We start from the raw sequence: 21,337 nt of genomic DNA, 5'->3' as shown, positions 1-21,337 counted from the left end.
CATTGCGTCGTCAGAACGTCACCGATCGGGAGTAGGGCGGCGGAACGGGAGACGGAAAAAAATGTCGGTCATCACCACAGTCGAACAACTCGAAGCCCTTTACGGATTGCCGGGCGAGGCCTCGGTGGTCAAGGAACTCGACCATGTCATTCCCGAATACGCCGCCTTTATCGAAGCCTCGCCCTTTGTCGCGCTAGCCACCAATGGCCCGGAGGGGCTGGATTGTTCGCCGCGCGGCGATCTCGCGGGCTTCGTGCGCATCGTCGATGTGAAAACGCTGATGATGCCGGACCGGCGCGGCAACAACCGTGCCGATTCGCTGAAGAACATCATCAGGGATCCGCGCGTCGGCCTTTTGTTCCTGGTGCCGGGCTCCGGCACGACGCTGCGCATCAACGGCCGAGCCCATATCACCACGGACCCAGCGCTGTGCGCGTCGTTCATGGTCGACGGCAAGCCTGCGCGTTCGGTCACCGTGATCGATGTCGATTCGGTCTATTTCCAGTGCGCTCGCGCCATCGTGCGGTCGGAACTGTGGAACCCTGCCAAGCATGTCGACCCGAAGTCGCTGCCGACACCCGGAAAGATTTTAGAGATCACCAGCCGCAAGAATATCGACGGCGAAACCTACGACAGGGAGTGGCCGGAGCGGGCGAAGAAATCGATGTGGTGATCGCCTGAAAGGGCGATCACGCCTCGTTCAGCACGTCATAGATCTTGCGCATCTGCTCGCCGATCATGTCGCATTGTTCCGGCGTCGACTGGCTCATTGCCTTCTCGATCAGCGCCATATGCACTTTCAGCGCCCGCATCAGCAGCGCCTCGCCGGTTTCGGTCAGCGTAAGCCGCAAGATGCGCTTGTCCTTCTCATCGCCTTCGCGCCGCAGCAGGCCACGCGTCTCCAACTGCGGCAACAGCATGGTGATGTTGGAGCGGCCCACGAGCAGCTTGCGGGCGAGGTCGTGCTGCGACATGCCCGGGTGGCGGTAGAGGTTCATCAGCACGTCGAGCTGCGCCGGCTTAAGGTCGAGCGGCGCAAGTTTCACCGCCAGCGTGCGCTCCAGCACATGGCAGGCGCGCGCCACCGCGACCCAGTTGCGAAAACGCGGGTTGTCCCAGGGTAGCTCTTGTTTATTGTTCATCTTTGAACTATTATGTTCATGCTTGAACGTATGGATGGATTCTGACTATGGCATCATTCGGGCTGAAGGTCATCCGAGGTGTGTTTGGTGCGGCCGAACATGTCGCGCCGCGCATCACCGGGCGCGCGGCTTTCGAATTGTTCTGCCGTACGCCAAGCACCAGGACACTGACCGACGGCGAGCGCCGCGCCATCGACCGCGCCGCGGAGTTCATGGCCGAGGCGCGGCATCATCGGCTGAAGACCGCGACCGGCTGCGTCATGGTTCATGAATTCCGCCCCGAGCCGGGCCGCGAGTCCGCCGGCACCGTCCTCGTCATCCATGGCTGGCGCTCGCGTACCGAATATATGCGCGTGCTGATCGAAGGTTTTCGCGCCGCCGGCTACAAGGTCGTCTCGCTCGATCTTCCCGGTCATGGCCATTCGCAGGGCAGGCACCTGAACATGGTCAATGCCGTCGAAGCCGCAAGAGTGGCCGGCGAATGGTTTGGGCCGTTCGTGGCTGCCGTCGGCCATTCCTTCGGAGGCGCCGTTGCCGCCAATGCCATCGCCGGCTCCGTCAAGGACATCCCGCCGCTGTCGGCCGCACGTCTTGTGCTGATCGCGGCACCAAGCTCGCTGCCGGCAATCTTCGCCGACTTCAGCCGCATGCTCAATGTCGGTCCCCGCTCGCAGGTCGCCATGGCTGACCGCGTCGAATATCTCTCCGGCCGGCCGTTGCACGAATTCACCGGTGACCGGCAGCTCGCCCAGGCGCCCGTGCCGACGTTGGTCATCCACGCGCCCGACGACCGGGAGGTGCCGGCTGAACATGCACGACGCTATGCCGGCGCCGGCGACCATGTACGGCTGCACTGGGCCGACGGGCTCGGCCATCGCCGCATTCTGGCCGACAAGGGCGTGGTTGAACGCGCCGTCGGCTTCGTGACCATGCAGCAGAACCCGTCGCTGCTCCACTGAGCGGCACTCAGGCTATTTCTTCTTGTCTCCGGGCTCTACAGGCAGTCCGGCAGCCTTCCAGGCCGTGTAGCCGCCGAGGATGTGTTTGACCGGGGAAAGACCCATGTCCTGCGCCGTCTTGGTAGCCAACGCTGAACGCCAGCCGCCGGCGCAGAAGAAGACGAAGCTTTTTCCGGAAGCGAAGAAAGGCTTGTGGTAGGGGCTTTCGGGATCGATCCAGAACTCCAGCATGCCACGCGTGACGTGCTTGGCGCCGGGAATTCTGCCGTCGCGTTCGATTTCACGAGGATCGCGCAGATCGACGAAGATGGTGTCTTCGTCCTCAAGCAGCCCTGCCGCTTCCTCGGGCGAAACCACTTCGATCTCGGCATTGGCTTCATCCAGCAATTCGCGATACCCTTTTTTCACGTGGTTCCCTCCGGCCGCAAGTTTGCTGGCAAGTCGGATTTCGAGCACAACGGATGGTGTTTGTCACGCCTCGATGGTGCCGGCCATGGCCTTCCAAGCGGCCATTGCCCCGGCTACCGTCGCCATCAGGGCGGCGCGGGAAGCGCCGTCACGCGCCTGAATCGACATGCCATGCTGGACCGTTGCGAAAAAGGTCGCGGCTGCACGGCAATCGAAGTCGGCAGGCAATTCACCTTCGGCCACGCCGCGCTCCAGACGCTTCTTCAGCGCGGCGAGATTCTCGGCGCGCCGGCGCCGCAAATCCGCGCAGATCGCGCCCCGGCTCGAGTCTTCGTGCAGCGCACCCAGCGTAATCAGGCAGCCCTGCGGACGATCGCTTTGCGAATAGGCCTTCGCGGTCCGGCGCAAGAACCGCTCGATCGCAAGCCGCGCCGTTGGCGCCTCTTCCAGCGCGAGCCAGATGTCGGCGCCCTCAACGCGGGAATAGAGATCGGTCGCCTCGAGGAACAGGGCCTCCTTGCTGCCATAGGCGGCATAGAGGCTCGGCGAATTTATGCCCATTGCCACGGCGAGATCGCTGATCGATGCGCCTTCATAGCCCTTGGCCCAAAACACGTCCATCGCGCGCCGCAAGGCCGCGGTTCGATCGAAGGTTCGGGGACGGCCTCTTTCCGACATGATGCTCTTTTCTGTGTTGATCGATACATAAATGAGTTGACGCGGCCAGGCAAGGCTGGCAGGTATTTATGTATCAATCGCTACATAAATGGAGAAACCGATGTCATCAGGAAATTTGAACGGCAAGGCAGCACTCGTCACCGGAGGCAGCCGCGGTATCGGCGCGGCCATTGCACGAAGGTTGGCGGCGGAGGGGGCCGATGTGGCGCTGACCTATGTGCATGGCGAGGAGCAGGCTCGGTCCGTCGTCGCCGAGATAGAGACCAAGGGCGGTCGCGCCATCGCCATTAAAGCCGACAACCGTGACGCCGAGGCCATAGACCAGGCGGTGGCCGATGCTGTGACTGCCTTCGGCCGGCTCGACATCCTGGTCAACAGTGCCGGCATCTGGCGCGCCGCGCCGATCGATGCGCTGTCGCTTGCCGATTTCGACGAAACCATGTCGATCAATCTGAGAGCGCCGTTCATCGCCTCGAAAGCGGCGGCAAGGCACATGGGCGAGGGCGGCAGGATCATCTCGATCGGCAGCAATCTGGCCGAGCGGGTCACCGACACCAGCCTGGGCGCCTACTCGGCTAGCAAGGCGGCGCTGGTCGGCCTGACCAAGGCATTGGCCCGCGACCTCGGGTCACGCGGCATCACCGCCAATGTCGTCCATCCCGGTTCGACCGACACCGATATGAACCCGGCCGACGGCCCGCATGCCGAGCATCAGCGCCAGAAGATGGCCACCCCGCGATTCGGCCAGGCGGACGATATCGCCGGCATGGTTGCCTGGCTCGCCGGACCGGAGGGCAGGTTCGTCACCGGAGCCGCGCTGACCATCGATGGAGGCGCAAACGCGTAAGCCACAGGGATTCCCGGGCCGGGGCGACAGTGGGGGCGCGCGGGCCGTCACGATGTTGTGAAACCGTTCTGCAACAGCCCTGCCGAAATTTATGAAAGCTTAACGAAATCGGTATGAATCGGTATAGTCGCGCCTTACATCCGCCATGCGGTGAGCGGGACGGTCTAGCGTGCGGAACGGGAACCGGTTGCGACCGGAGCGGGTGATCCATGAAATTCCTCGGTAAAAAAGCAACCGTGATGCCGCTGGTGGCGATTACGGCGACGCTGGCTTTCGGCATGCCTCAGGCAGGAGCTCAGGGATTTTTCGACATGCTGTTCGGCGGTGGCATCAGGCATGAGCCGAAAGGCGAGTTTCCGCCTCCTCCGCCAAAGCACAAACCCAAGCCGAACGCTCCGGCCGGCGGCGGCGTGAGGATCAGCAGTCCGTCCTACTATACTTACAAGGCCGACAAGCTGGTGCGTGTCGACTTCTCGACGCTGGCGACGGCGCCGCAGCCGGCTGCACCGCAAGACGCCGCTTTCGTGCCTTCGGCCACGGGTGCTGCCTTCCATGAAGCCATTGCCGGGCTCGCCGACTATGAACTCTATGCCGAGCCCGACATCGCCAAGGCGCTGATCGCCTATTACTCGGCCAACCCGGATTTCATCTGGGTGACCGGAACCACCCCGAACAACCGCGCGCAGGATGCCGTGCGGGTGCTTGGCGAGGCTGCAAGCTACGGCCTCACGCCTGCCGACTACACGGTCGATGTGCCTGCCGCCAGTTCGTCCTCGGCGGACGACGAGGTCAAGCTGAAGGAGCTCGTGCGATTCGAGATGGCGCTGTCGGCACGTGTCCTGCGCTATGCCCATGACGCCCAGAATGGCCGTGTCGAGCCCAACCGCATGACCGGCTACTACGATTTCCCGGCCAAGCCGCTCGACATGATGGGCGTGCTGAAGACTCTGGCGCATACCCAGGAGGTTCGCACCTATCTGGAATCGCGCCATCCGCAGAATGCGGAATATCAGGCGCTGCGCGTCGAACTGGAAGCGCTGCAGGCGAGCGCCGAGAACGAAATCGTCGTCGATCCCAAGCTGCTGCTGAAGCCAGGCGAAACCAGCCCCGAATTGCCGAAGCTGCTGTCGCTGATCGCGCGTAATCTCGATGACGAGATGGGCGGCACCTATGGCGAGGTCCTGTCGCGGCTGGCAACCAGCGAAGTCTACGTTCCCGAGCTGGTGCCGCTGATCAAGGCGGTGCAGCAGAAGGAAGGCATGAAGGGCGATGGCGTCATCGGTCCACGCACGGTCGCCACGCTGGCCGGGACGGCGAAGGCCGACAGGCTGCTGAAGGTGGAGGTGGCGCTGGAAGAGCTGCGCTGGCTGCCTTCCGATCTCGGCAGCCCGCGTGTTTTCATCAACCAGCCTGCCTTCACCGCGAGCTATATCGACGACGGTCAGGAAAAATTGAAGACGCGCGCCGTCGTCGGCCGCGTCACCAACCAGACCGCCTTCTTCTACGACCAGATCAAGCAGGTCGATTTCCACCCCTACTGGGGCGTGCCGCAGTCGATCATCGTCAACGAAATGCTGCCGAGGTTGCGCGGCGATCCCGGCTATCTTGACCGGGCCGGCTACGAGGTGACGGATTCACGCGGCAAGCGCATCCCTTCGTCGGCGGTGAACTGGGGCGCTTATGGCGCCAACATTCCCTATAATGTGCGCCAGCAGCCGAGCGAGGCCAATGCTCTGGGCGAACTGAAGATCCTGTTCCCCAACAAGCACGCGATCTACATGCACGACACGCCGCAGAAATCGTTCTTCAAGCAGGATATGCGCGCGCTCAGCCATGGCTGCGTGCGCCTGCAGGATCCGCGCGGCATGGCGGCGGCAGTGCTCGGCACCTCGGTCGATTATATCGCGGAGAAGCTGAAGCACGGACACTCGACCGAGGATGTGACACGCAAGATCCCAGTCTATGTCGCTTATTTCACCGCCTGGCCCGACATGTCCGGCAAGGTCGAGTATTTCAGCGACGTCTACGATCGCGATTCCCGGCTGAAGCAGGCCCTGGACGCAACCGAGGCGGTGCGCTCACCCTCGAGCTAGTCGTTATCGCTCCGACAGCGAGCGCCTGAAACCGGCGTCGCGCCCGGCGATCAGCCAATAGACCAGCCCGGCAACCAGACCGGCGGCGGCTATGATGCCGATGTCGGCCCAGCGCTCCAGATCCACGTCCTCCGCCGCGCCCGGCCAGATCAGGAAGAAACCTCCGGCCGCAGCCGCGGCGCCGAAGACCATGTGCAGCATAGCGTTGCGAAGAGAGAAGAATTCGGCGATCAGCGCAAAAATCAGCGTCTGGGGCGCGGTCACCACGATGGTCAGGAAATAGATGAACATGCCGAGCGGCGGTACCACAAAGGCCGCGATCGGCGAGACCCCCATGAGGTCGAAATAGGCTGGCGCGTTGGGCAGGGAACTCAGCGCGGCATAGATCGCCACGACGGCGATCAGACCAACCAGTATGGCGACGAGATAGCCGGCCAGCATCATGAGGACGCGCTTCATCAAGTGCTTCGCAGTCGACATGCCCACCCCCTGAAGCCGGTCGTTCCACAGTCAGCCATCAATGGCGAATTGACGCAAGGGGAGACGGAACACTCGTGGTGGCCCGCTGGTGAAAATCCCGCCGCTCAGGCGCCGCCGCACATGTGCTGCGAATCCGGGAGAGCCCAGGAGCCTTTCGCGACGAGGTCGACGGAATAATAAACCCGGCCACGGTCGTCGTCCTTGGGGCAGTCCCTGGGAATGGAGATCAAGCACATGACGACGGGTTCGCCGACCTTGGCGGCGGCAAGGCCAGCCTCGCGATCATAGGATACGGCGCCGCCGCCATTGGTGAATGTGGCCGCGCTGCCCGCTTCGGGAGTAGCCGTTTCCAGCGGATCGTCGCCAAGCCGCGTGGTCAGCGTCTCGATATGCGTCGACGCGCATTGGCCGATCGCCGAGGGCAGGGGCTGGTCCTTATTGCCGGGGTTCCGTGCAGCGGCGTCCAGCGCCTTCTTGCCGATCAGCGCGATGGTGTAGTCCTGCACCCAGGACGGCGCATTTCCATAGGTCTGCAAGGCGTTGTTGAGCGCGCTGGCGATACAGGCGGTATCGCTCTTGCAAGCATTGCGATCGGCGATCAGCCCGCGGGCAATCTTGCGCTTGTCGCCGCCGAACGCCGGCTCGAATTCCTTATAGGCCTTCGAAACCAGCAGATCGATCGCCGACAACTGCGGGTCGGCGCAGATCGCCTTTTCCGCCGGCAGGTTTGCCTTGCCGCAGTCGAAGGACGGCCCGTCCGCCAATGCCGGAGAAACGGCAAGGAAGCCGCCGGCTGGGACGATGGCGAACACTGACAGAAGATAGGGTCTAACGAAACATCGCATCATGGCCCCCAAGCCAACAGGATTGCCCAAGGCGCGGCCCCCGCGCCGGAGCCTAACATACTCCAGGATGGACAATTTTGACGCCCGTCGTCGTTGAGAATACGCAGACGCAGCGCATTCGCGACGGGGATGTTCCTACGGACCTTATTTTGGTTCGGCCGTCACAGGATCGAAGACGATTTCGACCTTCGCCTTGTCCGAGGTATAGTAGGTGACGGTGTAGCCGTCCTTGTCCCAGTCGACCTCCTTCACGTAGCGAAACCCGTCACGCTGCTCGACCTTGGCGATGATCTCCGACAGCTTCTTGGCATTGGGTGGCGGCAGTGCAGTTTCATCCGCGGCAAAGGCGGGTCCGACGGCGAAAAGAACGGCGACGGAGGCCGCAAGCAGAAATCTGGACATGGTTTTCCCTCAAGTTTCGACGCAAGGAAACTCGCTGTCATGCAGGTTTGTTCCGCATGTGGGTGTTCCGGCGTTCAGCGCCTGTGCAGAAGGCAGAGCGCCAAAGGGGAAAGGCGGGCTGTAGCTGCCGATGTGATGTTCAGCAAACAGATGGTGGGCGATGCAGGGATTGAACCTGCGACCCCACCCGTGTGAAGGGTGTGCTCTCCCGCTGAGCTAATCGCCCGCTCGTTGCCCGAAGGCCAAGCGAGCCGCGATATAAGGGAGGCCGACCCATTAAGTCAAGGCAGCGTCTGGTGTTGTCACACAGATCGGATTTGCGGTCTCGCCAAGGCCCGTTCCGCAGAGATTTTCATCGTCGGCGCTCAGTGTGCGGCGGCGCCGATCAGCCTTTGCGCCAGATCGAGCGTCAACGCATCGAAATGCGAGATCACCGCCGAGGGCTCGAACTCGCGCACATGACGGTCGGTGTAGCCGAAATCGACGGCGACGACAGGAATGCCGGCCGCCTTGGCGGTGTCGATATCGGTTTGCGAATCGCCGACCATCAAGGCGCGGTGCGGATCACCGCCGGCGAGTTTGATGGTCTCGATCAGGTGGCGCGGATCGGGCTTGCGGAACGCGAACGTGTCCTGCCCGGCAATTGCCGCGAAATGCCTGGTCAAGCCGAGTGCTTCGATCAGCGCCAGCGAATTGGCCTGGTATTTGTTCGTGCAGATGGCCAGCAGATAGCCGGCCTTCTCAAAGCGGGCAATCGCCTCGATCACGCCGGGGTAGGGGCGGGATTTGCCCGGAATGTTGTCGGTGTAGTGATCGAGGAACAGTTTCAGCAGCCGGTCGTGCTCCTCGACCTTGAGGGATCGTTGCTGCGCGGCATGCGCCCGTTCGATCATCACCCGGCCGCCATGGCCGACGAAGCGTTTGAAGCCGGCTTCGTCGACGGCCGATAGTTCGCTGGCCGCCAGGCTGTGGTTGAGGCTGTCGAGCAGGTCCGGCGCCGTGTCAATCAGCGTTCCATCGAGGTCGAACACGATGATCGGGCGAGTCATGATCCATCCTGCGCAGGTTTGTGCATGGCAGGCGATAACGGCTGCGACGCGTTAAGGCAAGCAGACCGGCGGGGCGGCTGCCAAGGGCTTTGACCCGGCCTGCAAAAATGCTAGGAGCCGAAAACGCTAAAGCGCGTCGCGTCGAAACAGACTCATGCGGCGCGCTTCAGGTCTTTCTTTCATGCATGTCGTTTTCCCAAAGCCGAGGTCATTTTGGGCGACATGCATTCGGTTTCGGGGCAGCAAAGCAGCATGGATGCGAGGCAATTGAAGGTCGAGGCCGCGCGGGCGGCCCTTGCCCATGTCAGCGACGGCATGCGGCTCGGCATCGGCACCGGCACCACTGCCGAGGAGTTCGTGCGGCTGCTTGCCGACAAGGTCGCCACCGGCATGACCATAACAGGCGTGCCGACCTCTGAACGCACTGCTGCGCTGTGCCGCGAACTCGGCGTGCCACTGTCGACGCTGGAGGAAACGCCCGAGCTCGATCTCACCGTCGACGGTGCCGACGAGGTCGACCCGGAGCTGACATTGATCAAGGGCGGCGGCGGGGCGCTGCTGCGCGAGAAGATCGTGGCCGCGGCTTCGCAGCGCATGATCGTCATCGCAGATCGTTCGAAGATGGTCGAGACACTCGGCCGGTTTCCGCTTCCAATAGAAGTCAACCAGTTCGGCCTGCGCGCGACCGAGATCGCCGTGGCCATGGCGGCTGGAAATCTCGGCCTTTCCGGTCCGGTGACATTGAGGATGACGGGAGGCCAGCCTTTTGTTACAGACGGCGGCCATTTTATCCTCGATGCATCTTTTGGCCGCATTCCGGATACAAGAGCGCTTTCGAATGCTCTCCACGCCATTCCTGGCGTGGTCGAGCATGGTCTTTTCATCGGGCTGGCGTCAGCGGCCATCATCGCCGGCGGCGACGGTATCCAAACTGTCCATGCCGCCCGAAAACCAGGGAGTTCTACCGATCATGATGTTGCATAACCGGGTTCGCCGTCTTTCCGTCCTTGTGGCGGCTTCGGCCGTCTTCGCGTTCTCCTCGCCTGTCTTCGCGCAGGACGTCACGGAATCGCATCTGAAGGCCGCACGCGCCGCGGTCGCCGCGATCCACGCGACCGACCCGTTCGACAACATCCTGCCGCAGGCCGCCGCGGCGCTCGAATCGCAGCTTATCCAGAAGAACCCGGACATGCAGGAACTGATCGGCAAGACGATCAACGAGAAGGCGCTGGCGATGGCCTCACGCCGTGCGGATCTCGAGAAGGAAGCGGCTCTTGCCTATGCAAAGGTGTTTTCCGAAAAGGAACTCTCCGACATCGCGGCTTTCTACAGCTCCGAGTCCGGCAAGAAGCTGCTCGACAGCGGCCCGACCGTGACGCGTGACCTCGTCAAGGCCGCCGACATCTGGCAGAACGGCGTCGCGCGCGATCTCGCCCAGCAAGTCGGCGAGACTCTGGCAGCGGCGGCAAAAGCCAAGGCGCCGGCCGCACCCGCCGATGCAACCGCCCCCGCGGATGGTGCTGCTCCTGCGGACGGAGCTGCTCCGGCGGATGGCGCGGCCCCCGCCGACGGTTCTGCGCCGTCGGACGGCACGCAGAACTGATCGTGATCTTTCCGACGGCCTTGCGGCCATCTGTGAAGCCCGGCTTGTCCGGGCTTTTCTTTTGACGGTTTGCGGCCTACCTGTCAGTCGCATTTTGGCGTTCAAGGAGCCGCTTCATGGCCGGCTATGACTACGACCTCTTCGTCATCGGCGGCGGCTCCGGAGGGGTGAGGGCGGCGCGGGTCGCGGCAGCGCTCGGCAAACGCGTTGGCATTGCCGAAGAATACCGTTTCGGTGGCACCTGCGTCATCAGGGGCTGCGTGCCGAAGAAGCTCTATGTCTATGCCTCGCAATTTCCCGAGCATTTCGCCGACGCCGCCGGCTATGGCTGGACAGTGCCGGAAGCCAGTTTCGACTGGCAGACGCTGGTCGCCAACAAGGACCGCGAGATCAGCCGGCTGGAAGCGATCTACAAGAAGAATGTCGAGGGTTCGGGTGGCGAGACGTTTCACACGCGGGCGATGATCGTCGACCCGCACGTGATCCACCTCCTGAGCGAGGACCGCACCGTCACCGCCGATCAGATCCTGATCGCCACCGGCGGCCGTCCGGCAGCGCATCCGGCGCTGCCCGGCCACGAACACTGCATCTTTTCCAACGAGGCTTTCGACCTCAAGGAACTGCCAAAGGCGATCATGATCGAGGGCGGCGGCTATATCGCGGTCGAGTTCGCCAACATCTTCCATGGCCTCGGCGTAGACACCACGCTGGTCTATCGCGGCAAGGAAATCCTCGGCCGCTTCGACATGGACCTGCGGCGCACGCTGCATGAGACGATGGAGAAGAAGGGCATAAAGATCCTTTGCCATTCCGTCTCCGAATCGGTCAGCAAGCGGCCGGACGGACGGCTCGACGCGCAGCTCATCGGAGGGCAGGTGCTGACGGTCGATCAGGTGATGCTGGCCATCGGCCGCCTCCCCAACACCGAGAATATGGGCCTGGAAGGCATAGGCATCGAGATGACCGCCGCGACCGGTGCGATCAAGGTCGACCCGTATTCCCGCACCAACATCGACAATATCTGGGCGATCGGCGATGTCACCAACCGCGTGCAGCTGACCCCGGTGGCGATTCACGAAGCCATGTGCTTCGTCGAGACGGCATTCAAGGACAACCCGACGGCGCCCGACCACGACACGATCGCAACGGCTGTCTTCTCGCAACCGGAAATCGGCACGGTCGGCCTGTCGGAAGACGAAGCCGTAAAGCGCTTCGCCGATGTCGAAATCTACCGCGCCAGCTTCCGGCCGATGCGGCACACGCTGTCGGGCCGTGACGAAAAGATGCTGATAAAGCTGGTCGTCGATGGCGCTTCGCGCAGGGTTCTCGGCGCGCACATATTGGGGCCGGATGCCGGCGAAATGGCACAGCTGCTCGGCATCCCCCTGAAGGCCGGACTGACCAAGGACGACTTCGACCGCACAATGGCCGTGCACCCGACCGCCTCCGAAGAGCTCGTCACCATGTACAAGCCGACCTATCGAGTGAAGGACGGCGAGCGCGTCTGACGTCGCCTGACGCGGCGCTGCCGCCGCCAGCCACGGCCGGCGGCGGCAGTCGAACCGCTACAGCAAGGTGCCGCGCAGGATGACGAGCGCCACCGAGAAATAGATCACCAGTCCGGTGACATCGACCAGCGTGGCGACGAACGGTGCGGATGCACTGGCGGGGTCGAAACCGATCCGTTTCAGGGCGAAAGGCAGCATCGACCCCGACAGCGAACCGAAGGTGACGATGCCGACCAGTGCGGCACCAACGGTCGCGGCAATCAGCGGCCAGTGCGGGCCATAGTCATAGAAGCCCATATATTGCCAGAGCGCGATGCGACAGACGCCGACCACGCCCAGCATGGCGCCGAGCACGAGACCGGTAGGCAGTTCGCGCAGCGCCACCCGCCACCAGTCACGAAGGCCGATTTCGCGCAGCGCCAGCGCGCGGATGACCAGCGAGGTCGCCTGCGAGCCGGAATTGCCGCCGGAGCTCATAATCAGCGGGATGAACAGCGTCAGCACGATCGCCTTCTCCAGCTCGCCCTCATAGCTTTGCATGGCATTGGCCGTCAGCATCTCGCTGATGAACAGCGCACAGAGCCAACCGCCGCGCTTCTTGATCATGGCGAGAAAGCTCATCTTCATATACGGCTCGTCCAAAGCCTCCATGCCGCCAAAGCGATGCACGTCTTCGGTCGTCTCCTCAATCATCGTGTCGATGATGTCGTCGATGGTGACGATGCCGAGGATCTTGCCGTTGTCGACGACCGGGACGGCGAGCAAATCGTATTTGGAGATCGTCTGCGCCAGGTGTTCACGATCCGTCAGCGGAGTGACTGTCACCGGCAGGCGGTCCGGCGCTACCGACAGGATCGGGTCGTCCGGTTCACCGGTGATGAGCCGACGCAAGCCCGTCGACCGCACCAGGAGATTTGTCCGCGGATCGACGATGTAGATTGCATAGACGGTCTCGCGCGTCCGTTCGACCTTGCGGATGTAGTCGAGCGTGCGTCCGACGGTCCAGTCGGAGGGCACGCTGACGAACTCCGTGGTCATGATCGAGGCGGCGCTGCCTTCGGGATAGCCCAGAATGGAAAGCAGGGTGGCGCGCAGCGGCGGCGCCAGCGCACCGAGCAGCTCGGAGCGTGCCGGCTCGTCGAGCTCGCGCAGGATGTCGGCCGCGCGGTCGACGGACATGGCGGCGAGCAGCTTGCTCGCCTTGGGACGGGGCAGGGCCTCCGCCAGTTCGGGCGCGCCTTCGAGCTCAGGCTGGTCGAAAATCTCGACCAGCCGTTCGAAGGGTACGGCGCAAAGCAGCTCCGTCGCGGTTTCGCGCGATTCATGGTTGAGCGCCTCGACAAGGTCGGCGACGTGATCATTGGCAAGGATGCGGGCGATAGCGACGGCCTCGTCGTCCGCTACGGGGAAAAAATCGTTCATGGCTCACTCCTTGCCGTCCGGCAGGACATGAACCATTCAGGTCACGTCTAGGCGGACGGCGGTTGCGTTCGACTGTGACTGTCGCCAGGCATGGCGCGATGACCTTTCTGCTTGCGGGTTCGTTTTTGACTGCTGCAAGCCGGCGCAACATAGGAGCGCGCCTTGCCGAGTCAATCGCGGTGAGGAAGGAAAACAGTGCCGAACGGCCCGGATCGCGAGACTGTGATCACCGTGGACCGTTCACCGTGGCAAGCCACGGGGACATCAGCGTTATTTCTGCTTCAGCCGGCGCGAGAAACGCGTCCATTTGTCCTCGACCGGCCTTGGCTGGGCCAGGATCGTGGTGAGTTCCAGCGGCAGGCTCGGGGCAAGCGGCTTCTTCGTGGCGACGCCGTCGGCGATCAGGACCATCGAGTGGTAGAACTCGGTCCCGGCGGCAGATCTCGGTGCCACGGCTTCGTGCATGACACTGATCACCGTCACATCAGGGCAGTTGTCCTTGATGGCTTGGTGGAAGGCAATCTTGCCATCAGGGTCGAGAGCCCCGGTGGCCTCGTCAAGGAACAGCAGGCCCGGTTGCTGCAGGATGATACGAGCCACCACCAGCTTCTGCTTCTGGCCGCCCGACAGGACCTGATCCCAGCTCTTGCCCTCACGGCTTTCATTGGCCATGTGTTCGATGAAATCGCCAAGGCCAGCCTTGTGCAGTGCCGACGCGACCTGGGTATCGCCGTGGTCGCCTTCGGAGCCTGGTAGGCAGACCAGCTGTTTCAGCGACACCTGCGGCAGCTTGACCTCTTGGGCGGCATAGAAGCTCTTGACGCCCTCGGGGAAGACGATGGTGCCGCGGCCATAAGGCCACAGGCCGTTGATCGCCTTGATCAGCGAGGTCTTGCCGCACCCGGATTCGCCTTTCAGGAAGGTCCATTCGCCGCGCCGGAAGCGCAGGTTGGCGGAACTGAGAAATGGTGTCGCATCCTCACCCTGATGCGCCAGCTCCAGCTTCTGGATGGTCAGACCGAAGACCGGATTCTGGCTGGCGTAGTGGAAGTCGGAACGGCCGCTCTGGCTGTAGAATTCCTGCGGGTGCTGGACTTTCTCGATCGCGTTGGCGAGCTCCGTCACGCGCTGGCTGTTGGCGCGCAGCGTCGCGATGGCGGGCATGACATGGATGAACCAGGAACACTGGCTGATGAGCTGGGCGACCATTTCGGAGCCGGTGATGTAGCCTTTATAGTCCAAGCGGCTGTGGATGAACGGCACAAGGCCTGGAGCATAGGCGACGATACGGGCGCCGACGAAGTTGTAGATCAGCTCGAACGACATATAGCTGGAGTTGACGACATTCAGCCGCCCCCAGGTGCGATCGATGTCGACATAGAGCCGGTCGTGCATCCTCTTCTGCACGCCCTCGCCATGCGAGGCGGCGACATGGAAGCTGCGGCGCAGGAACGTCGTCAGTTCGCTACGATAACTTCCCTCGGCCTTCTGCATGCGAATATTGAGACGTTCCAGCAGGCTGCCGAGCTTGACGGCGATCCAGGTGTTGAGGGGGACGTAGGTGGCAACCGCGAGAAGGGCGAGAACAGCGCTGCCATAGCTGCCAAGGAACTCCAGGCCTTTGACCTCCACTGACGACTGCAACAGGTTCTGGCCTATGAAATAGAGCGAAGTCGCCAGCCCCAGCACGCCCATGGCGAGGCCGATCGCACCGCCGGTCATGTCCTTGATCGATTCCTGGATGCGCTGGTCGACATTGTCGGGCGCAACGATGCCGCCGTCCGCGGAACCATGTTGAGCGTGAAAATGGGTATGGTTGCCGTCAAGCAAGGCCTGGTTGAATTGGTCGTTCAGCCAGCCGCGCCATTTGCGGTGCAAGGTTGCCGAGACGAGATTGCGCACGCCGGTGAAGCCGACATCCTTGAGCATGACGAGCAGCACCAGTATGCCGGCGTTGGTCAGGATTGTTTCCAAGGGCCTGGTGTTGGCGGCATCGTGCAGGAAGGCGATCGAATTCACCAATTCGCCCGACGCCATGGCGAACCACACGCTAGCCTTGCTGGACAGCGCGGTGAGCAGGGCTATCACCAGCGTCAGCGCCCAGGCTTCCTTCCAGCGGTCCGAGATCCAGTAGGCTCGCACGAGCCCCCAGAAATTGCGCATCGAGGATACCGGCGTCAAATGCGACCGCCCTGCGGCGTCGCTGTGTAGTCCATCCGGTACTGACTCTTGCGATCGCCTGCCGATCCGAATCACGATCCCGCCCAAACCTTTTTTGCTTTGTTACGGATGGTAACACCAATTGATCATTTTCCATTAATTTTTAAACCAGGCCTATGGGATTGCTCTGGCGGCCGTTGCGCTGAGGCAACAGATTGAAGATCGAATCGCCAGCAAAACGGTGGGCAACGATCAGAAAATTTTGATTGGTTTCAGCAACTTGGACGCGGCGAACGGGGCTTCTGTCGATCTTCCCCTGGGGAAACCTGGCACACGGTTTCGTGACTCAAAAAATCATGAGGGCCGGGGTTCTCTTCCCGAGACTTGGCCAGAATGCCTGAGAACACGCTGTCCTCAGCGTCTGATTCCTCGCCGTGGCGAAGTCGCCAATATCGGATTGGAAGAGCGGGGATCGTTCTCTTGCCCATTCGTCAACCAAAGGGGTGATCCGCACCGGCCCAATGGCAAGCGGCTCTTTCATCAGCACGCCAAATGAAGGCGAATTGGCGTCCGCTGGCCTCAGCCGGCTTTCTCCAACTCGCCACGCGCCTTGGCCGCCGCGACCTGACGGATCGCATCGGCCAACGTGTCGGCATCCTGCGCACCCATCACGGCATATTTGTCCTCAAGCAGGAAGCACGGCACGCCTGTGATGCCCATGCGCGACGCAGTGGCGATTTCCGTGCGAACCGCCTCGACATCAGCGTCACTCGGCAAGAGCGTTTCGACAACAGCTGCGTCCATGCCGGCCTCGCGGGCAGCTTCGACCAAGACGGTGTGGTCGCCGATATTGGCGCCTTCCTCGAAATTCAGCTGGAATAGGTGGCGCACCAGTCGGTTCTGGACGTCCTCGCCGGCGGCACCGGCCCAGCGGATCAGCCGATGCGCGTCGAGTGTGTTCGGCGCCACCTTGATGGCGTCGAAGGCAAAGGAAATGCCTTCAGCTTCGCCAAGCGGTTCGATGCGAGCATGAATTTCGCGAATGCGCTCGTCGCTGCCGAACTTGGCCAGCATGTAGTCGTGGCGGTCCTTGCCTTGCGGCGGAATGGTTGGATCGAGCTGGAACGGCCGCCAGCGTATATGCACTTCGACATCGCCGGCCGCGGCGATCGCCTTGTCCAACCGCTTCTGACCGATGAAGCACCAGGGGCAGACGACGTCCGACACCACGTCGACGGTTATGGCGTTCGCTTCGCTCATCTCGATCTCCGGACTTCAGTTCGGTTTGCGCCACCATGTTGGCAGCTGATAACCGAATATGGGCGTCTTGCGCGGATGTTCCAGATAATTCCAGTAAGCAAGCCACTGCTGCGTATTGTACTGCATCGGCACCATGTAATTGCCGGAGATCAGCAGCCGGTCGAGAACGCGAACCGCCGCGACGTAATCCTCCTTTGAACGGGCTCGCAGCATTGCGTCGATGGCCGCATCGATCGCCGGATCGGCGACGCCGGCGAGGTTGAACGATCCCTCGGTCCTGGCCGCGGCGGACGACCAGCGCCCGATCTGCTCGATGCCAGGGGACAACGAATTGTTGAAGCCGCTGGAGCCGATCAGGACCTCGAAGTCGAAACGCTGCTTGCGCGACTGGATCTGGTCGCCGTCCAGGCTGCGGATGCTGACATTGATGCCGATCTTCTCAAGCGTGCGCTGGTAGATGCCGGCCAGACGTTCTTCATCCTGCGAGGCGGTCAGAATCTCGAAGCCGAAAGGTTTACCGTCAGGATCGATCATCGTGCCGTCCTGCACATGGTAGCCGATGCTTTTCAGAAGATCGAAAGCTGTCTTCAGCACCTTGCGGTCCTGGCCCGAACCGTCCGTCACCGGCGGTTTCCAGGTGCCGTCCATGACGTCGGCCGGCACGCGGCCGGGGTAGGGCGCCAGCAGCGCCTTTTCCCTGTTATCAGCAGGATGGCCGAGCGCGGAAAGCTCCGAGTTCTGCCAGTAGCTCATCGTGCGGGTGTACTTGCCGCCGAACAGGTTCTTGTTGGCCCATTCGAAATCATAAAGCATGCCGAGCGCGCGCCGAACCACGGGGTTGGAAAACTTCGGCAGCCTCGTGTTGAACAGAAAACCCGTCACGACGGGTGGAATGCCGGTATCGAAGGTTTCTGAGACAACGTCTCCCCTGTGAAACGCCGGAAAGTCGAGATCGCGCTCGCGTTTCACCGGATCGCTGTCGTCGTCGATGGCGCAAAGACCCTTCTTGAAGGCTTCGAGCTTGGCGTTGGCGTTGAGAAAATACTCTATGGTGATCTGGTCGTAATTGTCGAAACCGCGCTTGGCGGGAACGTCCTTGCCCCAATAGTCGGGGTTGCGCTTGAAGACGATGCGCTGGCCGGGCGTCACCTGTGCGATCCTGTAGGGACCGCTGCCGATCAACGGCTTCAGCGTCGTCCTGTCGAAAGTGCCGATGTCGAAAGCGTGTTTGGGGATGATCGGCGTCAGCGCGATGATCAGGGGAAACTCACGATCGGCCTTGTCATTGAAGGTAAAGCGCACGCTGTGGTCGCCCGTCTTTTCGAGCTTGGCGATCCTGGCCATGCGGTCGCTGTAGGGCGGACGGCCTTTCTGCGTATAGGCATCGTAGGTGAACAGCACGTCTTCCGGCGTCACTGGCTGACCATCCGACCATTTGGCATTCGGGTTGAGATGGAATTCGATGGTCTTGCGCTCGGGATCCATGTCGGCGGTGTCGGCCAGAAGCCCATAAAGGGTAAAGGCCTCGTCGGCACTGCGCTGCATCAGCGGCTCGAAGACCAGATTGCCGTAAATCGTGTCCATCATGCCGCGCGCGGTCGTGCGCAGGCTTTTCAGGATGAAAGGGTTGAGATTGTCGAAGCTGCCGACGACGCAATAGGTAATGCTGCCACCCTTCGGCACGTCGGGATTGACGTAGCTGAAATGGGTGTAGTCCGGCGGCAGGGCCGGTTCGCCCTGCATCGCAATCGCGTGTTTCGGCTCCGACAGCGCCGGTGGCGACGACAGGCTGAAAAACGATAATGCGGTGACCAGCCAAACAAGAACGCGGCCCATGACCGTCTCCTTAACAGGTCGGCTTGATGATTCGGTCCGCACCCTAGCATGGGGCACCTGCGTGGCGGCCAATGGCGTCGTCAAGAATTACCGGTCGGCGGGCTGGATTCGACGCCGCTTGCAGTGTAACACGCCGTCCGAAGTCATTCTGTTGCCTCATTTTGGCAACAGGTAGCTGGACCACACGGCACGAAGAAGCCGGTCCCGGGATCATTGAGAGGAAGTGCACGACATGACGAGCCTGAACAGCAACGCGTACCGTCTGTCGGTCATGGCCGCAGGCGTGGTTGGCTTTCTCGGCGCAGGACTTCCCTCTGCTTCCGCGCAGCAGCAGCCGCAGATTCCGCAGGGCTGGTTCAAGGCCTGCACCAAGCAGGAAGACGTCGACATCTGCAATGTCCAGAACATCGTCACTGCTGGCAATGGCCAACTCGTCACCGGCGTCAGCCTGATCGAGCTCAAGGGCAAGGTGAACCGCAAAGTGTTCCAGGTGACGGTCCCGACCGGCCGCCTCGTGCCTCCCGGCATCGGCCTGCAGATCGACACCGGCAAGGCGCAGAAGCTCGACTATGTCATCTGCTTCCCGGATCGTTGCGTGGCGGAAGTGCCGCTGACCGATCAGCTTGTCGCTTCGTTCAAGAAGGGTCAGGGGATCACGCTGACCTCGATCAATTTCCAGAACCAGGCCAACCCGATCAAGATCGCGCTGCAGGGCTTCAGCGGCGCCTATGACGGCCCGCCGCTGCAGCAGTCGGACATCGAGGACCGGCAGAAGAAGCTTCAGGACTTCGTCGCCAAGAACAACCAGGACTTCGCCAAGAAGCTCAAGGACGAGCAGGACAAGGCGAAGACCGCCAACTGATCCGGCGTCGGGCATAGCGAGTCAAAAAAGCGGGGTCATGCCCCGCTTTTTTCATTTCTGGCCATACTCAGCATGACGGATGTCAGTGCCTGGACTGCCGTTTCGGCGCATAGCGCCCATCCGGCTTCTTGTCGAACATTTCCTTGATTTGCGGATGGCGGACCGGTTCTCCCGACTGATCCTCGAGCAAATTCTGCTCGGACACATAGGCGATGTATTCGGTTTCCGAATTCTCGGCGAGCAGGTGGTAGAATGGTTGGTCCTTGCGCGGCCGTACGTCGGCGGGGATGGCCTCGTACCATTCGTCGGTGTTGGCGAATTGCGGATCGACGTCGAAAATGATGCCTCGGAACGGGAACAGCCGGTGGCGAACCACCTGTCCGATCGCGAATTTGGCCGTTTTCATCGCACTCACCACTGAATTCCTTGGCTTTATTTGGCGCAGACTCCGCATCAATTCAATCCCGAGCGTCTGAGCGCCTTCAAGATACGCGGTATGCGCAACAAAGGTTTTGATGAACGTCGCGATACCGCGGCAAAGTCCGCAAAATCGCTACCGCTGCCGAGCCGGCTTCCGAAGGCCGCCCGCAACTGCCGCAAAGCCGCTGCCCGGGCGAAGCCCTTCCCGCATGAAGAAGGCGCGCAGCGGCGTAAAGCCGCCAAGTACACCCAGGCCAACGCCACGCGCCATCTGCGCCGGCAACATGTCCGAAAGCAGCGACATGTTGAGCAGATTGACTGCGCTGCTGCGCGCCAGAATATCGGGCCGGCGCTTGAAATCGTATGCAGCAAGGGCCGCAACAGCCCCCGGATCCTCACGATTTTCACGCGCGATTCCAACCAGATCGTCAATATCCCTGATGCCTAGGTTGAGGCCTTGCGCGCCGATTGGCGGGAACACGTGCGCCGCCTCACCGACAAGCGCCACCCGTCGCGCCGCGAAACGCAGGGGGGTCACCGTCGACAATGGATAAATCTGGCGACCCGGCTCGACGGATACCCGGCCCAGCATCGATTGCATCTTTTGCTCGACGCGGAGCGAGAGCGTTGCATCGTCCAAAGCGGCAAGCTCCTTGGCGGTCTCTGGCTTGACCACCCAGACAAGGCTGGAGCGATTGCCCGGCAGTGGAACCTGCGTGAACGGGCCGGTCTCTGTATGGAATTCCGTCGAGGTGAAGCCATGTTCGCGGTTGTGGCCGAAATTGAGGACAAGCGCCGCCTGAGGGTAGGCGCGCGCCGCCGTCGAGATGCCCGCGGCCTCGCGGGCCGGCGACAGGCGGCCGTCGGCGGCGACCGCAAGGGACGCATCGATCCCGCTGCCATCAGCCAGCGTGGCATGCGCTTTGCCGGCGCCGAGATGCCATGCCTTCACCATGGATCTGCGCCACTCGATGCCGGAATGCGCGGCCACCTTGCTGGCAAGCGCCGGGCCAAGGACGCCGTTGGGCAGGTTCAGGCCGAACTGTTCCTCGCCGATCTCGCTGGCGCGGAAGGTGACGACGGGGCTGCGGATCAGCCGGCCGGTCGCATCGGCAATGCGCATCACCTTCAAAGGCGCGCCCTTGGACCTGATGTCCTCGAGCACGCCCAGCCCTTCGAGCACCTTCAGGGCAGGCGTCATGAGCGCCGTGGTGCGACCGTCGGGAGCCGAGGTTTCCGGCCCGGCAATCGTCACCGGAAAGCCGGCATCGGCGAAGGCAAGCGCGGCGATCAACCCCGCCGGCCCCGTGCCCGCAATCAGTATCCGCGCTGTTTGCTGATGCTCCAAGATCGGCTTCCGGTC

The 21,337-nt window shown here is 62.2% G+C and carries 21 protein-coding genes and 1 tRNA gene; 8 read left to right on the top strand and 14 right to left on the bottom strand.

Annotated elements, in window-relative coordinates; translation table 11 throughout:
- The first annotated feature begins 61 nt into the window (after nucleotides 1-61).
- Nucleotides 62-673 carry a pyridoxamine 5'-phosphate oxidase family protein gene (locus LB554_RS23640; RefSeq protein ID WP_140664523.1) on the top strand — a complete coding sequence of 204 codons (612 nt, stop codon included), beginning with the start codon at nucleotides 62-64 and terminating at the stop codon, nucleotides 671-673.
- 16 nt (nucleotides 674-689) lie between these two features.
- Here LB554_RS23640 and LB554_RS23635 read toward each other — a convergent pair whose 3' ends face one another.
- Nucleotides 690-1,142, bottom strand: coding sequence for a MarR family winged helix-turn-helix transcriptional regulator (locus LB554_RS23635; protein ID WP_023773737.1), 453 nt, complete (start codon nucleotides 1,140-1,142; stop codon nucleotides 690-692).
- 47 nt (nucleotides 1,143-1,189) lie between these two features.
- Here LB554_RS23635 and LB554_RS23630 point away from each other — a divergent pair, with 47 nt between their 5' ends.
- Nucleotides 1,190-2,101, top strand: coding sequence for an alpha/beta hydrolase (locus tag LB554_RS23630; protein WP_015317865.1), 912 nt, complete (start codon nucleotides 1,190-1,192; stop codon nucleotides 2,099-2,101).
- 12 nt (nucleotides 2,102-2,113) lie between these two features.
- Here LB554_RS23630 and LB554_RS23625 read toward each other — a convergent pair whose 3' ends face one another.
- Both LB554_RS23625 and LB554_RS23620 read right to left on the bottom strand, forming a co-directional pair.
- Nucleotides 2,114-2,509, bottom strand: a complete 396-nt coding sequence (locus LB554_RS23625; RefSeq protein ID WP_015317866.1) for a rhodanese-like domain-containing protein — start codon at nucleotides 2,507-2,509, stop codon at nucleotides 2,114-2,116.
- A 63-nt stretch (nucleotides 2,510-2,572) separates the two neighbouring features.
- The gene (locus tag LB554_RS23620) at nucleotides 2,573-3,187 is read right to left on the bottom strand and encodes a TetR/AcrR family transcriptional regulator (protein ID WP_140718199.1); all 615 of its coding nucleotides are present in this window, start codon (nucleotides 3,185-3,187) and stop codon (nucleotides 2,573-2,575) included.
- Between the two features lie 100 nt (nucleotides 3,188-3,287).
- Between LB554_RS23620 and LB554_RS23615 the strand changes: the two genes are divergently transcribed.
- Together LB554_RS23615 and LB554_RS23610 are read left to right on the top strand one after the other, a co-directional pair.
- Nucleotides 3,288-4,034 carry a 3-oxoacyl-ACP reductase family protein gene (locus LB554_RS23615; protein WP_015317868.1) on the top strand — a complete coding sequence of 249 codons (747 nt, stop codon included), beginning with the start codon at nucleotides 3,288-3,290 and terminating at the stop codon, nucleotides 4,032-4,034.
- Between the two features lie 209 nt (nucleotides 4,035-4,243).
- Nucleotides 4,244-6,127, top strand: a complete 1,884-nt coding sequence (locus LB554_RS23610) for a murein L,D-transpeptidase (RefSeq protein WP_224587202.1) — start codon at nucleotides 4,244-4,246, stop codon at nucleotides 6,125-6,127.
- A 3-nt stretch (nucleotides 6,128-6,130) separates the two neighbouring features.
- Here LB554_RS23610 and LB554_RS23605 read toward each other — a convergent pair whose 3' ends face one another.
- The 5 genes from LB554_RS23605 to LB554_RS23585 form a co-directional block, all read right to left on the bottom strand.
- Nucleotides 6,131-6,607: a hypothetical protein gene (locus tag LB554_RS23605; RefSeq protein WP_224530866.1), complete on the bottom strand. Its 477-nt coding sequence runs from the start codon at nucleotides 6,605-6,607 to the stop codon at nucleotides 6,131-6,133.
- 104 nt (nucleotides 6,608-6,711) lie between these two features.
- Entirely contained in the window at nucleotides 6,712-7,455 is a 744-nt protein-coding gene (locus LB554_RS23600; protein WP_224587200.1) for a lysozyme inhibitor LprI family protein, read from the bottom strand.
- 141 nt (nucleotides 7,456-7,596) lie between these two features.
- A complete protein-coding gene (locus LB554_RS23595) occupies nucleotides 7,597-7,854 on the bottom strand; it encodes a PepSY domain-containing protein (protein WP_224587198.1) in 258 nt (85 codons plus the stop codon).
- 151 nt (nucleotides 7,855-8,005) lie between these two features.
- Nucleotides 8,006-8,080, bottom strand: a tRNA-Val gene (locus LB554_RS23590).
- A gap of 139 nt (nucleotides 8,081-8,219) precedes the next feature.
- Complete coding sequence (locus LB554_RS23585) at nucleotides 8,220-8,903, bottom strand: phosphoglycolate phosphatase (RefSeq protein ID WP_023773727.1); 684 nt, start codon at nucleotides 8,901-8,903, stop codon at nucleotides 8,220-8,222.
- A gap of 252 nt (nucleotides 8,904-9,155) precedes the next feature.
- Between LB554_RS23585 and rpiA the strand changes: the two genes are divergently transcribed.
- The 3 genes from rpiA (at nucleotide 9,156) to gor (ending at nucleotide 12,014) form a co-directional block, all read left to right on the top strand.
- Nucleotides 9,156-9,887 carry a ribose-5-phosphate isomerase RpiA gene (gene rpiA / locus LB554_RS23580; protein ID WP_140664506.1) on the top strand — a complete coding sequence of 244 codons (732 nt, stop codon included), beginning with the start codon at nucleotides 9,156-9,158 and terminating at the stop codon, nucleotides 9,885-9,887.
- Nucleotides 9,874-10,506, top strand: a complete 633-nt coding sequence (locus LB554_RS23575) for a DUF2059 domain-containing protein (protein WP_224587196.1) — start codon at nucleotides 9,874-9,876, stop codon at nucleotides 10,504-10,506. Before rpiA ends, LB554_RS23575 begins: the two co-directional genes overlap by 14 nt.
- A gap of 116 nt (nucleotides 10,507-10,622) precedes the next feature.
- Nucleotides 10,623-12,014 (top strand): glutathione-disulfide reductase, encoded by a 1,392-nt coding sequence (gene gor, locus LB554_RS23570; RefSeq protein ID WP_224587194.1) that lies wholly within the window; start codon nucleotides 10,623-10,625, stop codon nucleotides 12,012-12,014.
- A 57-nt stretch (nucleotides 12,015-12,071) separates the two neighbouring features.
- Here the strand turns inward: gor and mgtE are convergent, their stop codons facing one another.
- The 4 genes from mgtE to LB554_RS23550 form a co-directional block, all read right to left on the bottom strand.
- Nucleotides 12,072-13,436, bottom strand: coding sequence for a magnesium transporter (gene mgtE / locus LB554_RS23565; protein WP_224587192.1), 1,365 nt, complete (start codon nucleotides 13,434-13,436; stop codon nucleotides 12,072-12,074).
- 270 nt (nucleotides 13,437-13,706) lie between these two features.
- A complete protein-coding gene (locus LB554_RS23560; protein WP_181173931.1) occupies nucleotides 13,707-15,599 on the bottom strand; it encodes an ABC transporter ATP-binding protein/permease in 1,893 nt (630 codons plus the stop codon).
- 576 nt (nucleotides 15,600-16,175) lie between these two features.
- Nucleotides 16,176-16,856, bottom strand: a complete 681-nt coding sequence (locus LB554_RS23555) for a DsbA family oxidoreductase (RefSeq protein WP_140619654.1) — start codon at nucleotides 16,854-16,856, stop codon at nucleotides 16,176-16,178.
- Between the two features lie 15 nt (nucleotides 16,857-16,871).
- The gene (locus tag LB554_RS23550) at nucleotides 16,872-18,692 is read right to left on the bottom strand and encodes an extracellular solute-binding protein (protein WP_224587190.1); all 1,821 of its coding nucleotides are present in this window, start codon (nucleotides 18,690-18,692) and stop codon (nucleotides 16,872-16,874) included.
- Between the two features lie 232 nt (nucleotides 18,693-18,924).
- Between LB554_RS23550 and LB554_RS23545 the strand changes: the two genes are divergently transcribed.
- Nucleotides 18,925-19,554, top strand: a complete 630-nt coding sequence (locus LB554_RS23545; protein WP_015317881.1) for an invasion associated locus B family protein — start codon at nucleotides 18,925-18,927, stop codon at nucleotides 19,552-19,554.
- Between the two features lie 82 nt (nucleotides 19,555-19,636).
- Here LB554_RS23545 and hspQ read toward each other — a convergent pair whose 3' ends face one another.
- Both hspQ and LB554_RS23535 read right to left on the bottom strand, forming a co-directional pair.
- Nucleotides 19,637-19,960: a heat shock protein HspQ gene (hspQ, locus tag LB554_RS23540; RefSeq protein WP_027142695.1), complete on the bottom strand. Its 324-nt coding sequence runs from the start codon at nucleotides 19,958-19,960 to the stop codon at nucleotides 19,637-19,639.
- 147 nt (nucleotides 19,961-20,107) lie between these two features.
- Complete coding sequence (locus tag LB554_RS23535) at nucleotides 20,108-21,322, bottom strand: UbiH/UbiF family hydroxylase (protein ID WP_224587187.1); 1,215 nt, start codon at nucleotides 21,320-21,322, stop codon at nucleotides 20,108-20,110.
- Between the last annotated feature and the right edge of the window lie 15 nt (nucleotides 21,323-21,337).

Source organism: Mesorhizobium sp. CO1-1-11 (genome assembly GCF_020164995.1).
GTDB classification, from domain to species: domain Bacteria; phylum Pseudomonadota; class Alphaproteobacteria; order Rhizobiales; family Rhizobiaceae; genus Mesorhizobium; species Mesorhizobium australicum.
This window is presented reverse-complemented; position numbering and strand designations above follow the sequence as displayed.